Below are 14,963 nucleotides of genomic sequence, written 5' to 3'. Positions count from 1 at the left end.
GAGCTATGATGTTAAGAACAATTAAAAGTCTATTAGTTATCATCACACTTGCATTCTTTATGCAATCGTGCGAAGATAGACTAGACTTACAGCCAGAAGATGAGCGTCTTACTGCTGATTCTGCATTTGAAGATCCTGCTGCGTATGAGCAGTTTCTAGCAAAGATTTATGCTGGTATATCTTTAAGTGGCCAGCAAGGGCCTGCAGGCGCACCTGATTTAGCTGGATTAGATGAAGGGTTTTCCAACTATTTAAGATTGTATTGGAAAATGCAAGAACTAACAACTGATGAGGCTATTATTGGTTGGAATGACGGAACAATACAAGATTTACATGGTCAAGTTTGGACGTCAGGTAATGAATTTATTAGAACGATGTATACAAGATTAATGTATCAGGTAACATTATGTAATGAATTTTTGAGACAAACAACAGATGATAAATTAGATAGCCGAGGTGTTGATACTAGTTTAAGAACAGAAATTCAAACCTATAGAGCCGAAGCTCGTTTTATGAGAGCATTGACTTACTGGCACGCCATGGATTTATTTGCAAATCCACCATTTGTTACAGAAGATGATCCGACAGGAGCATTTCTTCCAGAGCAAATTCAACGTGCTGATTTATTCGATTTCATTGAATCAGAGTTGTTAGCAATTCTTGATGATATGGCAGCGCCACGTCAAAATGAATATGGAAGAGCAGATAGAGCTGCGGCATGGATGGTGCTTGCTAAAATGTACTTAAATGCTGAAGTTTATGTTGGTACGTCTCGCTATTCAGATGTAATCACACAAGTCAACAATATTATTGGTGCAGGTTATACAATTCCAGAAATACCATACTATCATTCTTTCTTAGCAGATAATGATTCTAATGGTGCACAAGATGAAGTTATTTTCACCATTCCTTTTGATGGGTTAAGAACTCAAGCATTTGGAGGTATGACTTTCTTAGTACACGCTCCTGTTGGAGGTACTATGAATCCTGCTGATTTTGGAATTAACGGTGGTTGGTTTGGTGTTAGAACAACACCAACATTTGTTGACCAATTTAACCTAGACAATTTTGATTCAGCAACAGCTACAAGTGCTATTGGAACATTATCTGATTGGGGACTTATTGGTAGTGGTACTCCGAATGGATGGGATGGTCCAGACATTCCGATGGCAGAGATTGATACTAACGTATACCAAGGTTATATAAATCTTGTTGATGGAGAAATGAAGTTTAGATTTAACAATGATTGGTCACTTAACTATGGTCTTGATGACAGTAGTGAAAATCCTTTTGCCCTTGCACAAGATGGCCCTAATATTCCTGTGGAAGCAGGTTTATATAAGGTAACTCTTGATTTAAACACGCTAACTTATTCGATTGATTCATCAATAGATGGACGAGAATTGCTTTACACTGATGGGCAAAACAAAGACATTGAAGAAGTAGGTCCATTTAACCAAGGCTATGCTGTTGCTAAATACAGAAATGTTGATGTAAATGGCAATCCTGGTTCCGATGCTTCTGGTGACCATACAGATATTGATTTCCCAATGTTTAGATTAGGAGATGCTTATCTAATGTATGCGGAGGCCGTATTAAGAGGTGGAGGTGGTTCAATAAGTACTGCTGTTGATTACATTAATGAATTAAGACAACGCGCTTATGGTAATGTAGCCGGTAATGTTGCTGAATCTGATCTAACTCTCGATTTTATTATAGATGAGCGCTCAAGAGAACTATTCTTTGAGGCACATAGAAGAACTGATTTAATAAGATTTGGTGAATTCTCTGACCAAGGTATATGGCAATGGAAAGGAAATGTACCTCAAGGTGCAACTACTGAGTCTTTTAGAGACATAATGCCAATACCTGCAACCGATTTAGGTATTAATACCAATTTAACTCAAAATCCAGGATACTAATTAACACGATAAATAAAAATGAAAAAATTATCAATTTTAGGCCTTTTCATCTTTGCCTTAATAAGTTTTAATAGTTGTGAAACTGAAGATGACGTAGTTTTCACAACAGATAACAGTGGAGAGTTGTCTTTTACAAATAACTTTTCAGCAGAATATATTTTGACACCACAGACAGCGAGTAACTTGGGTGAGCGATTCACATGGGATAATGCTGATGTAGACGTACCTACTAATATTACATACCAATTACAAAAATCTATATCAGGTGATTTTACTGATTTAGAAACTGTTGGTGCAACAACAGGTAACGAAATTTCTATAACTATTGGTGATATGCTTTCATACGCAGCTCAAGCTGGTTTAGATGCAGATCCTGAGACACCTGCTCCAAATACTGGTGACGTATACTTTAGATTACGTTCATACGTAGGTGATGGTGGATTAGAAAATTTTGGTTCAGTACAAGCATTAACATTGGTTATGCAAGAGGTTATGGATACACAAGCTGCAGTTTGTGATTTCGACCAATACTTTTTAGTTGGAGCAGGAATTAAGTTTACTGGATGGTCTTGGGACACGCCTCAAAGTGTTGTTTGTACAGGAACAAATGTTTATACAGTGAATGTTGATTTATTAAACAATGTTGACAGTGATGGTAACTTTAGATTCTTTACTACTGAAACTGACTGGGGATCGGGAATAAACTATCCTGGTTTTGCCGACAATGGATGGACTATAGATGACATGTTTGGACCAAATGACGATGACGATACGAACTTTGTTTTTACAGGACCTTCAGGTAAGTATTTTTTAACTGTTGACGCAATCAATAAAACAATAACTTTAGATGATCCAACACCACAAGGAAACTGTGATTTAGATCAATTATGGGCTGTGGGCGCCGGATTAACAGATGCAGGTTGGTCTTGGGATACTCCAGTTCAATTGATGTGTGAAGGTGATGGTGTATATGCTGGTTGGGTTAATTACCTTGCTGAAGGTGATGCAAACTTTAGATTCTTTACTACAGCAACTGATTGGGGTTCTGGACAGAATTATACTTTCTATGCTGATGCTGGTTATACTATTGATAGTAAGTTAGAAGCTAATATGGATGATGATACTAATTTTAGGTTTGTTGGAACAACAGGACAATACTGGACAACTATTGACACCTTAAATAAGACCATTACTTTAGAATAGTCTCACGATCTAAATATTAACTATTTAAATTGAATAAAAGGCTATGTTATTTATGACATAGCCTTTTTTAACTTTTATGCTATGAATAAAAATCTACAATTATTTTTAACCTTCATTTTAGCATGTGGTTTCCAAACATTAAGTTCTCAAACATTTACATGGAACCCTCAATTTTTTAATGAAGACGAAAATGTTACTCTAACGGTTTCCAATTTTGATCCTAACGCATCATGGGGAGTTTCTGATATATATCTTTGGGCTTGGCACATAGATACTAACGGTACTCAATTTAATAACCCAACAGCAACAGGAAATGACTTTGGTAATTCTCCAGAGACTGCAAAATTCACCAATAATGGTGACGGTACATATACTTATGATTTTGGCCTACCAACTGATTTTTTCAATAATACAGGTATAGCGACTATTGGTTTCCTAATAAAATCTCAAAATGGTAGTAGTCAAAGTGGTGATAATTTCCAGGATGTAGGACGTGTAGTGGTGGAAATAACTGATCCAACTACAGCTTCTGTATTTGTAAATTCTGGCGATAATTTGTCCATAATTTCAATTATTAATTTTCAAGGGTCTACAACTGTACAAGGATCATTTGAAATTTATTTTAATGATGTTTTGGTGGATTCTGGTAATTGTAGTTTTCCCAATTGTAGTGGCCAAATAAATAATATTACAGAATACGGCATCGTAAGAGTAGTTGGGACTCCACCTTCACCAAATGATGGTGAGTCAGCAGAAGCCACATTAGAAGTTTTTGTGATACCAACTGTTACGGAAGAAGCATTACCGGCTGGTTTAGTAGATGGTATAAATTACGATGCTGACCCAACAAAAGCAACACTAGTTCTTACAGCTCCTGGTAAAGATTTTATACAAATTGCTGGTAGCTGGAATAGCTATACACCTGGAAGTAATGATTTAATGAAAAAAGACCCATCAACAGATAAATTCTGGTTAGAGATTAACGGGTTAACTTCTGGCCAAATAGAAACTTATCAATATTGGGTTTTTGACACTAGTCCGATTGCAAACTCACCTAGTTTGGTAAAAGCTGCAGACCCCTATTCTACTCTAGTTTTATCTCCTTTTGACGATCCATTTATTCCAAGTAGCTCGTTTCCAAATATCCCTACCTATCCAGTAGGACAAGAACGTGAGGTAACTGTTCTTCAAACAGGTCAAACACCTTACAATTGGCAAATAACCAACTTTAACAAGCCAGACGAAGAAGATCTAGTTGTTTATGAATTATTAGTGAGAGATTTTGATGCTGATAGAAATTACCAAAATATAATTGACAGAATTGACTACTTCAAAAATTTAAATATCAATGCCATTGAATTAATGCCAGTAATGGAATTTGAAGGTAATGAAAGTTGGGGATACAATACGGCATTTCATATGGCTCTTGACAAGTTTTACGGTACTCCAGAAAAATTCAAAGAACTGGTTGATGTGTGTCATCAAAACGGAATTGCTGTAATTTTGGATATTGCATTTAATCATGCCTTTGGTAGAAATCCATTAGTACGCATGTGGATGGACGATCCTGATGGTGATGGCTGGGGAGGACCTTCAAGTGAAAACCCATACTTTAATGTAGTTCCACAACATGCTTTCAATGTTGGAAGCGATTTTGACCATAGTTCTACTTTCACAAGAGACTACGTAAAACAAGTAATTGCCTATTGGGTGGAAGAATTTAAAATTGACGGTTATCGTTGGGACCTTACAAAAGGATTTACGCAAAATTGTGGGGACGGAACAAATAATGGCAACTTTGGTTGCACTCAAAATTACCAACAAGATAGAATTGACGTTCTTAAAGAATATATAGACTATGTATGGGCTATCGACCCTGATCACTACTCTATTTTTGAACATTTAGGTAGTGAAAACGAGGAAAAAGAATGGGCAAATTATCGCTTGGCAGAAGGAAAAGGTGTAATGATGTGGGGTAAAATGACAAGTCCATATTCTGTTTTGGCTAGGGGCTATTATACTGACCCAGACCCAAATACTGGCCAATTTGCTGGATGTAATATGGGTAACGGTAATATCACAGGTGTTGGCCATAAAAGTAGACCTTCATTTTTAGGAAAACGTTTAATAGGTTATGCTGAAAGTCATGACGAGGAGCGTCTTCTTTATCATGCATTAATAAATGGTAATACATTTGGTTCTGATGCTACTTCATTTGAATCTAGAACCAAAACAATGTCTGCTATTGGTGCTATGCTATTAACAGTTCCTGGTCCAAAAATGATTTGGCATTTTGGAGAACTAGGAATGGAAAATTCTATTTTCACAAGACAAGATGGCGTTGTAAATTCACCTGATGGGCAATGTGATTATCAAGATGGTGGTGCCATACCAGGAGAAAATAAATTAGATACTAAACCACAACCACAATGGGTGAACAATTGGACCTCTGATCCGAATAGAAGTCAGATATACCAAGATTGGTCTCGACTGAATGCGCTGAAAATTAATGAGGCAGTATTTAAAGGAGATTACAATATTGATGCTAGTGATTTTACACCAAGAATAGAAGTATTTGATAATGCAATTCCTAATTCACAACTAAATAATGTAGTTGTAATTGCCAATTTTGATGTAGTGAATCAATCTGTTGATCCAGATTTTCCTGCAGGAATTACTTCAACTTGGTACGATTTAATGGATGACACTGGTTCTACAACTGAAGCACAAACAACATCCTCAATTACGTTAACACCTGGTGAATTTAGAATTTTCGGAAATCAACCTGTGGCTTCCTTAAGTATTGATGATGAAGCTTTTAATACATTTAAGATTTACCCTAATCCAACAACTACATCTTTCAGTATAAATATAGATGTTTCACAGATTGAAGTTTACGACATTTCTGGTAAAATGGTTAAAGAATTTAATGGTTCATTTACTCAGACAGATGAATTTGATATTTCTAATCTTAATTCTGGTATGTATATCATTAAAATTGAAAATAGCAGCAATCAATTAATGACAACTAAATTAGTAAAACTCTAATTCCCTAAAATTAATTGACCTAAAGGGCTTCTTTAATAGAAGCCTTTTTTGTTTAATTTAGCAATAGAACTCATCGAATATTTAAATATTTTGTCTGCTAATGCGTTACTTTTCTTTTTATATACTTCAATGCCTAATACTATCAATACTTGTTATTTCCTGTGCTTCGTGTGAAAGTGACAATCAAGAAACCAACAATAACACTGATAATGATTCAATAGAATTTTATTTTGGTTCAGATCTCTCATACGTTAATGAAATGGAAGATTGCGGTGCGGTTTATAAAGACCAAAGTGGTGTTGAAAAAGAAGTCTATTCTATATTTAAACAAGAAGGTACAAATCTTGTAAGATTGAGATTGTGGCATAATCCTGATTGGACAGATTATTCCAATTATTCAGATGTAAAAAAAGCCATTCAACGTGCTAAAAATTCAAATATGAAAGTCCTTTTAGATTTTCATTACAGTGATACTTGGGCAGACCCTTCAAGGCAATTAATTCCGGAAGCTTGGTTAAGCGAACTAAATAATACTGAAGCCTTAGGAGAACTTCTTTATAATTATACCTACAACACATTAAATGAGTTATCTCAAGAAAATTTACTTCCGGAAATTGTTCAAGTGGGTAATGAAATTAATACTATGATATTACAGGAGGATGAAACTAATGGACCAATTGATTGGCAAAGAAACTCATATCTAATTAATAAGGGGATTAAAGCAATACGCGATATTTCTGAATTAAAAAATAAACCCATTGAAATTATGCTTCATATTGCTCAACCAGAAAATGGTCTGTGGTGGTTTGAGCAAGCTACGACTAATGGTATTACTGATTTTGACTGGATAGGATTATCCTATTATCCTTTATGGTCTGAATATGAATTAGATGAAGTACAAGTTCCTCTAGAAACATTAATTAATACCTACAATAAAAAATTAATGATTGTCGAGACAGCTTACCCATTTACATTAAACAATGCAGATAGTGCTAATAATATACTTGGGGAAGAGGCACTCACTGGTGATTTTCCTGCATCAGAACAAGGTCAATTAGATTACTTAAATCAGCTTTATATTATTATAAAGGATGCAGGAGGACAAGGTTTGGTCTATTGGGAGCCAGCATGGGTTTCAACAAATTGCTTTACCCAATGGGCACAAGGCTCTCATTGGGATAATGCCACGCTATTTGATAATTCTGGCAAAGCAACTTTAGGAATTAAATTTTACAATAAAGCTTTAAATAATTAGAATTGAATAAAAGTGCCGAATACATTTCAGTTGGTAATTCCAGCCTTAGGTTGGTAATTACTGCAGTGATCATCATATTTTCTTCTACGCATATTTTTAGCCAAAATTTAAAAGACTATAAATGGAAAAATCGGATTGTTCTCATCATTTCTAATACTGAAGATTCAAAAATTTTCAAAAAACAAATTAATGCTTTAGAAAAAGACTTGCTAGAATTAGTGGAACGGAAAATAGTTTTATTTAAAATTCTACCTTCAAAATACCAACTCAATTCACAAAAATGGAAACCAAGTAAGAATTTATATAGTACTTACAATACTAGAAACGAAGCTTTCAAAATTATACTCATTGGACTTGACGGTGGCATTAAACTCAATCAGAATACCTTTAAAACTAAATCGGAATTGTTTGCCCTAATTGATGGTATGCCAATGCGTAGTGCCGAACTTAGGGATAAAAACTAAAAAAGCCTCTCAAAAATGAGAAGCTTTATTCTAATTTGGTGCGGGCGGCGAGACTCGAACTCGCACACCTCGCGGCACTAGATCCTAAGTCTAGCGTGTCTACCAATTCCACCACGCCCGCAAATTAGGACTGCAAATATAAACAATACTTTCAATATTCAAATAGCTTTCATTTAAGAAAATAATGGTGTTAGTTTTCTTATTTTTGTTAGAAACCAAACAACAACTATGCAATCTATTAAATCTTATATTTTAGACAATAAAGACCGTTTTCTTAGCGAATTAATCGATTTATTAAAAATACCTTCCATTAGCGCAGACTCAGCCTATAAAAACGATGTTTTAAAAACCGCGGACGTAATTAAAACCAGTTTAGAAAATGCTGGTTGTGATCATGTAGAAATATGCGAGACAGAGGGCTATCCAATTGTTTATGGTGAAAAAATTATTGACAAAAACCTTCCGACTGTGCTTGTTTATGGTCATTATGATGTACAACCACCAGACCCTTTAGATCTATGGAATTCACCACCGTTTAAACCTGTAATTCAAAAAACAGACTTACATCCTGAAGGTGCAATTTTTGCAAGAGGTGCAAGTGATGACAAAGGACAAATGTACATGCATGTAAAGGCCATGGAATATATGACATCACAAAACGAATTACCTTGTAATGTTAAGTTTATGATAGAAGGTGAAGAAGAGGTGGGTAGTGTTAATCTCGGAAAATTCGTAGCTTCAAATAGAGATAAGCTGACAAACGATGTCATTTTAATTTCTGATACCGGAATGATTGCAAAAGACATACCGTCTATTACAACAGGACTTAGAGGTCTAAGTTATGTCGAAGTTGAAGTAACAGGCCCAAATAGAGATTTACATTCAGGTTTATATGGTGGCGCAGTGGCAAACCCGATTAATGTATTGACAAAAATGATTGCCTCTCTTCATGATGAGAACAACCATATTAGTATACCAGGTTTTTATGATAAAGTAGAGAATCTTTCGGATAATGAGCGTGCAGAGATGGCGAAAGCACCTTTCTCACTAGACGCTTATAAAAAGGCACTAGATATTGATGCGGTTTATGGTGAAAAAGGATACACAACAAACGAACGTAACTCTATACGTCCTACTTTAGATGTAAATGGTATTTGGGGAGGTTATACAGGTGAAGGCGCTAAAACTGTTATTGCAAGTAAGGCCTATGCAAAAATCTCAATGCGTTTGGTACCACATCAAGATTGGGAAGAAATAACAGAATTATTTAAATCACATTTTGAAAGTATAGCTCCAGCTGGTGTAAAAGTTAAGGTTACACCTCATCATGGTGGTCAAGGCTATGTGACTCCAACGAATTTTGATGGTTATAAAGCTGCTTCAATGGCATATGAAAAAACATTTGGCATGACCCCAATTCCAGAGCGAAGTGGTGGAAGTATCCCAATCGTAGCGCTGTTTGAACAAGAACTGGGTAGTAAAACCATACTAATGGGATTTGGTTTAGACAGTGATGCCATACATTCACCAAATGAACACTTTGGTATCGGAAACTACCTCAAAGGAATTGAAACCATTCCGTGGTTCTACAAATATTACACAGAGTTAAAAAGCTGAATTACTCCTTAACTATTTTATAGGAGGAAGATTTTCTTTCCGTAATAAAATTTATGAAGTAAACCCCTTTAGGCAAGGATGAGAAATCAACATTGATATTAGGCAAACTAGAATTGATAATGTTAATCTCCTTGCCAGAGATATCATTAATTGTAATTCTCAAATCTGCTTCTAGATAATTTTCAACCTTTAATATAGAAGCAACCGGATTAGGGTAAATTCTTAATTCATTACTCGTAAATTCCTCTATAGATAAAACCGTGAATGACACACAGTCACTGATCTCAGCACAACTACCATTACTGACTTCTACGGCATAATTTCCATCTGTAGTTGGTGTAAATGTTTGAGATGTTGCACCGTTAATGGATGAATCTGTATCACAATTATACCACTGATAAGAACCAGTGGATTCATTAGAAACTAGACTCGTTGAATTCTCAGTCACTGTATTATCAATTGCTATAAGATTTGCTTCAGTCGCAGTATAGGCCAATACTAATTTTGTGAGTTCGGTCATGTATGGTAAATCAATATCTTCAGACCTGTCATTTGATGTATGGTAATCTGGAGTTTGGTCATTTGTTTCCCAAGATTCACCAACTAAAACTGCCGAATAGCCTTGGTTCCAAAAACGGGAATGATCACTAGCCGTTGTTCCAGGGTCCACCACAATTGGGTTCAAATCAAAAGTATATGTGTTTAAAATATTTAGTAATTCGTCTTTAATAGTAAGTGAGTTTGCAATGTTTCGTACATCAATATCAAAGTCATTATCACCTGCAGTACCAGGCGCATCACCATCGTAACCAATCATATCCATATTTACCACAGCTAAAATATTATCTCTAGTATTTCCACCTGTTTCATCAGCGACCTGTTGCGCATAATAATTTGCACCCAATAGGCCAATTTCTTCCTCATCCCATAGCGCATAAATAATAGTATTATCAATGCATTGGGTTGATAAAATTCTTGCGATTTCAATAATTGCAGCCACACCTGTTGCGTTATCATCTGCACAATAGGTCGTTACAGAATCATAATGTGCACATATTATATAAATGTTCTGAGGGTTTGTTGTACCCAATTGTGTCGCTATAACATTTTTGCCTGTAGAATTAAAATTTTGAATCTCAACATTTAGGTTAGGTAATGCCTCAAGATGTTCTTGAATATATGTTGTTGCCAAGTCATTATTACTATGGATTCGATTTGTAATAGTCTGATTAGTTCCATTAATTAAGGCCACTTCTTCACCGCTTAGTTCCTTAATCATAGTTTCTAAATTCGCTGTATTTACTTGATCCATTAAATCTTGAATAGACTGCGCATTTGCTACATTTAAAACAACTAGAAAAACAATAAAAGAAAGGAATTTTGTTCTCATGGTATATTATACTTTACAACCTTACCAAAGTACAAATTTTAAATTTTAACATAACCAAAATTGTTTTTATCTTTTTTTATTCTACATTTGTAGAGTACATTCTAAACATGTAGAAGATGGAACTCTCAAAAACCGAAGAACAATTAATGCAACACCTCTGGAAGCTCGAAAAAGCTTTTATGAAAGACCTACTAGACATATACCCAGAACCAAAACCAGCAACGACAACAGTTGCAACACTATTGAAGCGTATGATTGGCAAAGGTTTTGTTGCTTATAAAACTTATGGAAAATCGAGAGAATATTATCCGTTAGTAAAAAAGGAAGATTATTTCTCTAAACATGTTAATGGAATAATTAAAACTTTTTTTAACGATAGTGCATCCCAATTCGCTTCATTTTTTACCCGTAAAACAGATTTGACCAAACAGGAGCTAGAAGACCTAAAAACCATTATTGACCAACAGATTAAAAACAAGTAATTATGGAAACTTACCTTTTTAAATTCTCGGCTTGTTTGCTTGTCTTCTGGTTTGTATATGTTTTACTCTTAGAGCGCCAAAAGAATCACATATTTAAGCGTTTTTACTTACTAGGTACCTTGGCAATAGCTGTTATTATCCCTTTGCTTACAATTACACAATATTTAGAACCCATTGAAATAACCAATACTGAAAATGCAGTTTCATTTTTACCAATGGAACCCTCTTATATACAGACTAGTTTTGAAATCCAACCTTTTATAAAAATAGAACAGATCCTTTGGATAGTCTATGGTATTGGAGTCCTACTTTTTGCTACAAGGTTTATTTCAAACCTCTATAAAATGTATCAGCACATTAATGCTAATGCAAAAATTCATAGACGATCGTTTGTTTATGTATTACTAAAAACCTACCGTATACCACATTCATTTTTTAAATACATTTTTTTGCATAAAACGGGTTTCGAAACCAATTCCATTCCTGAGGAGGTTATACTTCATGAAGAAACCCATGCAAAGCAGTTGCACAGTTTGGACATCTTAATTATTGAATTATTACAAATTGTATTTTGGTTTCATCCTCTAATTTATATTTTAAAACATCACATAAAGCTTAATCACGAATTTTTAGCCGATCAAGCCGTACTTAATAATGGTATAGAAACTAAAAATTACCTAAACATATTATTACAATTTTCATCAAGCACAAATGATTATCAATTATCTAGTGCCATCAATTATTCATCATTCAAAAAACGATTTACAGTTATGAAAACACAAACATCAAAAACCAGAATTTGGTTGAGTACACTTATGCTCCTACCACTAATTGCTATTCTTTTTTACAGCTTTGCTGAAAGAGAATATATAGAAAAAGACGCTCTGGAAATTAAGGAGAATTTAAAAAAAAGCAACAATAATCAGCTATTAGAAATTGACAATAATGACCCAATAAAGGCATACCTTAAAAAATATGAAGCATACAAGAAACTTCAAGACACACCACCACATTACATCAATAAAACAGGTGAAGAACAAATGAAAATGGAAACTTTGTTTTCCGCCCTTGGTGGTATGTATTTTAGAATGTCTAAAGCAAATAAGTCTAAAGTAGAAAGGCCAACAGCACCAATTCTTCCTTATGCAAAAATCACCCTTAATGGTAAAACCTATTTTAAGAAAAAAAGTGAGCTCACCAAGGAAGAAAGAGCAACCATACCGCCTCCACCTCCTCCGCCTGTGAAAAAATCAAGAGGTGGTCCAAATGTTGAAAACAGCCACGAAGTTTATAACCATTACGCAAGAAGTATTGAACTAATAGTTATAGATGACAATTCTTATTTAATAGATGGAATCAAGGCAACTAAGAATTCTTTCGTTAAAGTTTTCAATCAATTACATCAGGACATTTCACCAGAATTACGAAAAAATGTTATGAATATCCATGTAAGTTCATCTAAGGACATTTCTAATAAGGAAGTCTGGTTTATCTATAATTCACTTAAAGACTATGGATTTTATCGCATTGTAACACCTAATCAAGAAATTAATAGAGCTAAGGGTAATACACCATTTGCTATTGAGAGCAATAATTCAGTACAACAAAAATCACCAACAAAAAAAGAGATTGCCTCTTATAATGTGTGGGCTAAAAAAATACATGCTGAAAGTAAAAAACTTTCAAGCGATGCGACCTGGTATCCACCAATAGATCAGCAAGACTTAAAAACATACTCAGACATATATAACAGAATGTCTGTGCAACAGAAAAAGCAATCTGTTGAATACCCATTTCCAGGTCTTGATACAGGAAATACTGAAGAAAAAAATTCATTATCAACAGAATCAAAACAACAAATTGCCTCAAAAAAGCAAATTGCTGAATATAATAAATTGGCAAAGTATTACAATGCCATGATCAGAGAAGACGAGAAGGTTAGAATTAAAATGAAAGATGTTGAAAAACTCAAATATATTTACAATCTAATGTCGATGAAGCAAAGGCAAAACGCTGAACCATTTCCAAGTTTTCCACCGCCACCAGAACCACCAGCTCCACCAAAACCACCAAAGCCAACAGTTAAGGAATTAAAAGAGGTACCCGCACCTCCTCCTCCTCCTAAGGCAGAAGAACCTATTGTATTTGTTAAAAGAATGGTAAATGCCAACGCTCAATTTTTTAGTGAAGGAAAATCTATTTCTAAAAAAGAAGCCATTGAACTGGTGAAAAATAACCCTAAATTAAATATATACTCAAAGAAAACAGATTCCAAAAAGCCATTAGTTTATATTTCTAAAAAGCCTATGATTAAAGAAGTAAAAGAAAAATCAAGGAACTAACAACTTTGCATAAATTAGAAAAGCCTCAAATGAATGAGGCTTTTTTTATAAAAAGTGTAACAAAAACATTGTTTTAGCGTTCTAATACTCTATACATCAATCAGAAAACATCATGCTAAAACAATTCTTTATCCTTTGCTCAGGAGCAGACACTGTAATTTTAGATGAATGCTCTAATGGTGAACAAAACAAATATGCTGGTATAGGTGCCACTGTTTTTTTCACAGCACTCATGGCTTCAATTGCTGCTAGTTATGCTCTCTATACAGTTTTTGACAATCTATTAACCTCGATTTTCTTTGGTTTTATTTGGGGCCTTTTAATTTTTAATCTAGACCGTTATATCGTATCTACAATTAAGAAACGAGATAGTTCTATTGACGAATTTTTACAGGCTATACCAAGGATACTTTTAGCAGTTATTATTGCGGTTGTTATCTCAAAACCTTTAGAACTTAAGATTTTTGAAAAAGAAATAAATCAGGTCTTATTAGAGCAAAAAAATGAATTAACCTTAGCAAATCAGAACCAGATTGCTGAGCAATACAATCCAAAAATATCAGATTTACAAAATCAAATTACGGCCCTAGAATCTCAAGTTGACACTAAAGAAACAGAAGTTAATGCTCTCTATGACACCTTTATCACTGAGGCTGAAGGAACTGCTGGCACCATGTTACTTGGTAAAGGTCCTGTTTACAAAGAGAAGCGAGAAAAGCACGATGCTGCACTAGCTGAATTGCAGCAGTTAAAAACTGAAAATAAAGCCAAGATAACCACTTTAGAAAGTGAAATAGTAAGTTTGCAAGGTGATTATAAAGCCAATGTTAGTGATTCGCAACCTATCATTGATAATTTTGATGGTTTAATGGCACGTGTTAATGCTTTGGGCGCACTGCCATGGTTACCATCATTTTTTATTTTCTTATTGTTTTTAGCCATTGAAACCTCACCTATTTTTGCAAAATTAATTTCACCAAAAGGTGAATATGACTTTAGATTAGAAGACCAGGAAACTACAGTGAAAACATGGACGATGCAAAAGGTAGCAGAACGCAAATTGCTTCTAAAAACTGATAATGATATTAATAACAAAGTCTACACAGAAATTGCAGACGAGGAAGAAGTAATGAACTACAAGCGTAAAAAAGCACGAGAACTTATGCAATTACAAGCGGATGCATTTTTTAAAAACCAAAAATCTGCACTTTAAGTAATTAGTTGCTATTTTTAGGATTGA

10 protein-coding genes and 1 tRNA gene are annotated in these 14,963 nt (G+C 34.5%); 9 read left to right on the top strand and 2 right to left on the bottom strand.

Translation table 11 applies throughout. From position 1 onward, the window contains the following. Positions 1-8: 8 nt before the first annotated feature. The 5 genes from ACFWV9_RS00935 (at position 9) to ACFWV9_RS00915 (ending at position 7,892) form a co-directional block, all read left to right on the top strand. Entirely contained in the window at positions 9-1,922 is a 1,914-nt protein-coding gene (locus tag ACFWV9_RS00935; RefSeq protein WP_411893782.1) for a RagB/SusD family nutrient uptake outer membrane protein, read from the top strand. An 18-nt stretch (positions 1,923-1,940) separates the two neighbouring features. Next, complete coding sequence (locus ACFWV9_RS00930; protein WP_411893353.1) at positions 1,941-3,125, top strand: SusE domain-containing protein; 1,185 nt, start codon at positions 1,941-1,943, stop codon at positions 3,123-3,125. An 81-nt stretch (positions 3,126-3,206) separates the two neighbouring features. Beyond that, the gene (locus tag ACFWV9_RS00925) at positions 3,207-6,173 is read left to right on the top strand and encodes an alpha-amylase family glycosyl hydrolase (protein ID WP_411893352.1); all 2,967 of its coding nucleotides are present in this window, start codon (positions 3,207-3,209) and stop codon (positions 6,171-6,173) included. Positions 6,174-6,273: 100 nt separating this feature from the next. After that, a complete protein-coding gene (locus ACFWV9_RS00920; protein WP_411893351.1) occupies positions 6,274-7,428 on the top strand; it encodes an arabinogalactan endo-beta-1,4-galactanase in 1,155 nt (384 codons plus the stop codon). A gap of 2 nt (positions 7,429-7,430) precedes the next feature. Then, entirely contained in the window at positions 7,431-7,892 is a 462-nt protein-coding gene (locus ACFWV9_RS00915; RefSeq protein ID WP_411893350.1) for a DUF4174 domain-containing protein, read from the top strand. Positions 7,893-7,928: 36 nt separating this feature from the next. Here the strand turns inward: ACFWV9_RS00915 and ACFWV9_RS00910 are convergent. Then, a tRNA-Leu gene (locus ACFWV9_RS00910) sits at positions 7,929-8,013 on the bottom strand. A gap of 107 nt (positions 8,014-8,120) precedes the next feature. On the opposite strand from ACFWV9_RS00910, the gene ACFWV9_RS00905 reads away from it, so the two are divergent. After that, positions 8,121-9,509: a dipeptidase gene (locus ACFWV9_RS00905; RefSeq protein WP_411893349.1), complete on the top strand. Its 1,389-nt coding sequence runs from the start codon at positions 8,121-8,123 to the stop codon at positions 9,507-9,509. Between the two features lies 1 nt (position 9,510). Here ACFWV9_RS00905 and ACFWV9_RS00900 read toward each other — a convergent pair whose 3' ends face one another. Next, positions 9,511-10,899 (bottom strand): M28 family peptidase, encoded by a 1,389-nt coding sequence (locus ACFWV9_RS00900; protein WP_411893348.1) that lies wholly within the window; start codon positions 10,897-10,899, stop codon positions 9,511-9,513. Positions 10,900-11,015: 116 nt separating this feature from the next. Between ACFWV9_RS00900 and ACFWV9_RS00895 the strand changes: the two genes are divergently transcribed. The 3 genes from ACFWV9_RS00895 (at position 11,016) to ACFWV9_RS00885 (ending at position 14,936) form a co-directional block, all read left to right on the top strand. Further along, on the top strand, positions 11,016-11,381 hold the full coding sequence (locus ACFWV9_RS00895; RefSeq protein ID WP_411893347.1) for a BlaI/MecI/CopY family transcriptional regulator: 366 nt from the start codon (positions 11,016-11,018) through the stop codon (positions 11,379-11,381). Positions 11,382-11,383: 2 nt separating this feature from the next. Continuing rightward, positions 11,384-13,723: a M56 family metallopeptidase gene (locus ACFWV9_RS00890; RefSeq protein WP_411893346.1), complete on the top strand. Its 2,340-nt coding sequence runs from the start codon at positions 11,384-11,386 to the stop codon at positions 13,721-13,723. A gap of 112 nt (positions 13,724-13,835) precedes the next feature. Further along, on the top strand, positions 13,836-14,936 hold the full coding sequence (locus tag ACFWV9_RS00885; protein ID WP_411893345.1) for a DUF4407 domain-containing protein: 1,101 nt from the start codon (positions 13,836-13,838) through the stop codon (positions 14,934-14,936). The last annotated feature ends 27 nt before the right edge of the window (positions 14,937-14,963 follow it).

Origin of the sequence: Winogradskyella sp. A2 (assembly GCF_046762865.1) — a bacterium.
Taxonomy (GTDB): Bacteria; Bacteroidota; Bacteroidia; order Flavobacteriales; family Flavobacteriaceae; genus Winogradskyella.
This window is presented reverse-complemented; position numbering and strand designations above follow the sequence as displayed.

Excerpts from the sequence above, each read along its gene's own strand:
- ACFWV9_RS00935 (WP_411893782.1), top strand. The coding sequence starts at position 9 with ATGTTAAGAACAATTAAAAGTCTATTAGTTATCATCACACTTGCATTC.
- ACFWV9_RS00930 (WP_411893353.1), top strand. The coding sequence starts at position 1,941 with ATGAAAAAATTATCAATTTTAGGCCTTTTCATCTTTGCCTTAATAAGT.
- ACFWV9_RS00925 (WP_411893352.1), top strand. The coding sequence starts at position 3,207 with ATGAATAAAAATCTACAATTATTTTTAACCTTCATTTTAGCATGTGGT.
- ACFWV9_RS00920 (WP_411893351.1), top strand. The coding sequence starts at position 6,274 with ATGCGTTACTTTTCTTTTTATATACTTCAATGCCTAATACTATCAATA.
- ACFWV9_RS00905 (WP_411893349.1), top strand. The coding sequence starts at position 8,121 with ATGCAATCTATTAAATCTTATATTTTAGACAATAAAGACCGTTTTCTT.
- ACFWV9_RS00900 (WP_411893348.1), bottom strand. The coding sequence starts at position 10,899 with ATGAGAACAAAATTCCTTTCTTTTATTGTTTTTCTAGTTGTTTTAAAT.
- ACFWV9_RS00895 (WP_411893347.1), top strand. The coding sequence starts at position 11,016 with ATGGAACTCTCAAAAACCGAAGAACAATTAATGCAACACCTCTGGAAG.
- ACFWV9_RS00890 (WP_411893346.1), top strand. The coding sequence starts at position 11,384 with ATGGAAACTTACCTTTTTAAATTCTCGGCTTGTTTGCTTGTCTTCTGG.
- ACFWV9_RS00885 (WP_411893345.1), top strand. The coding sequence starts at position 13,836 with ATGCTAAAACAATTCTTTATCCTTTGCTCAGGAGCAGACACTGTAATT.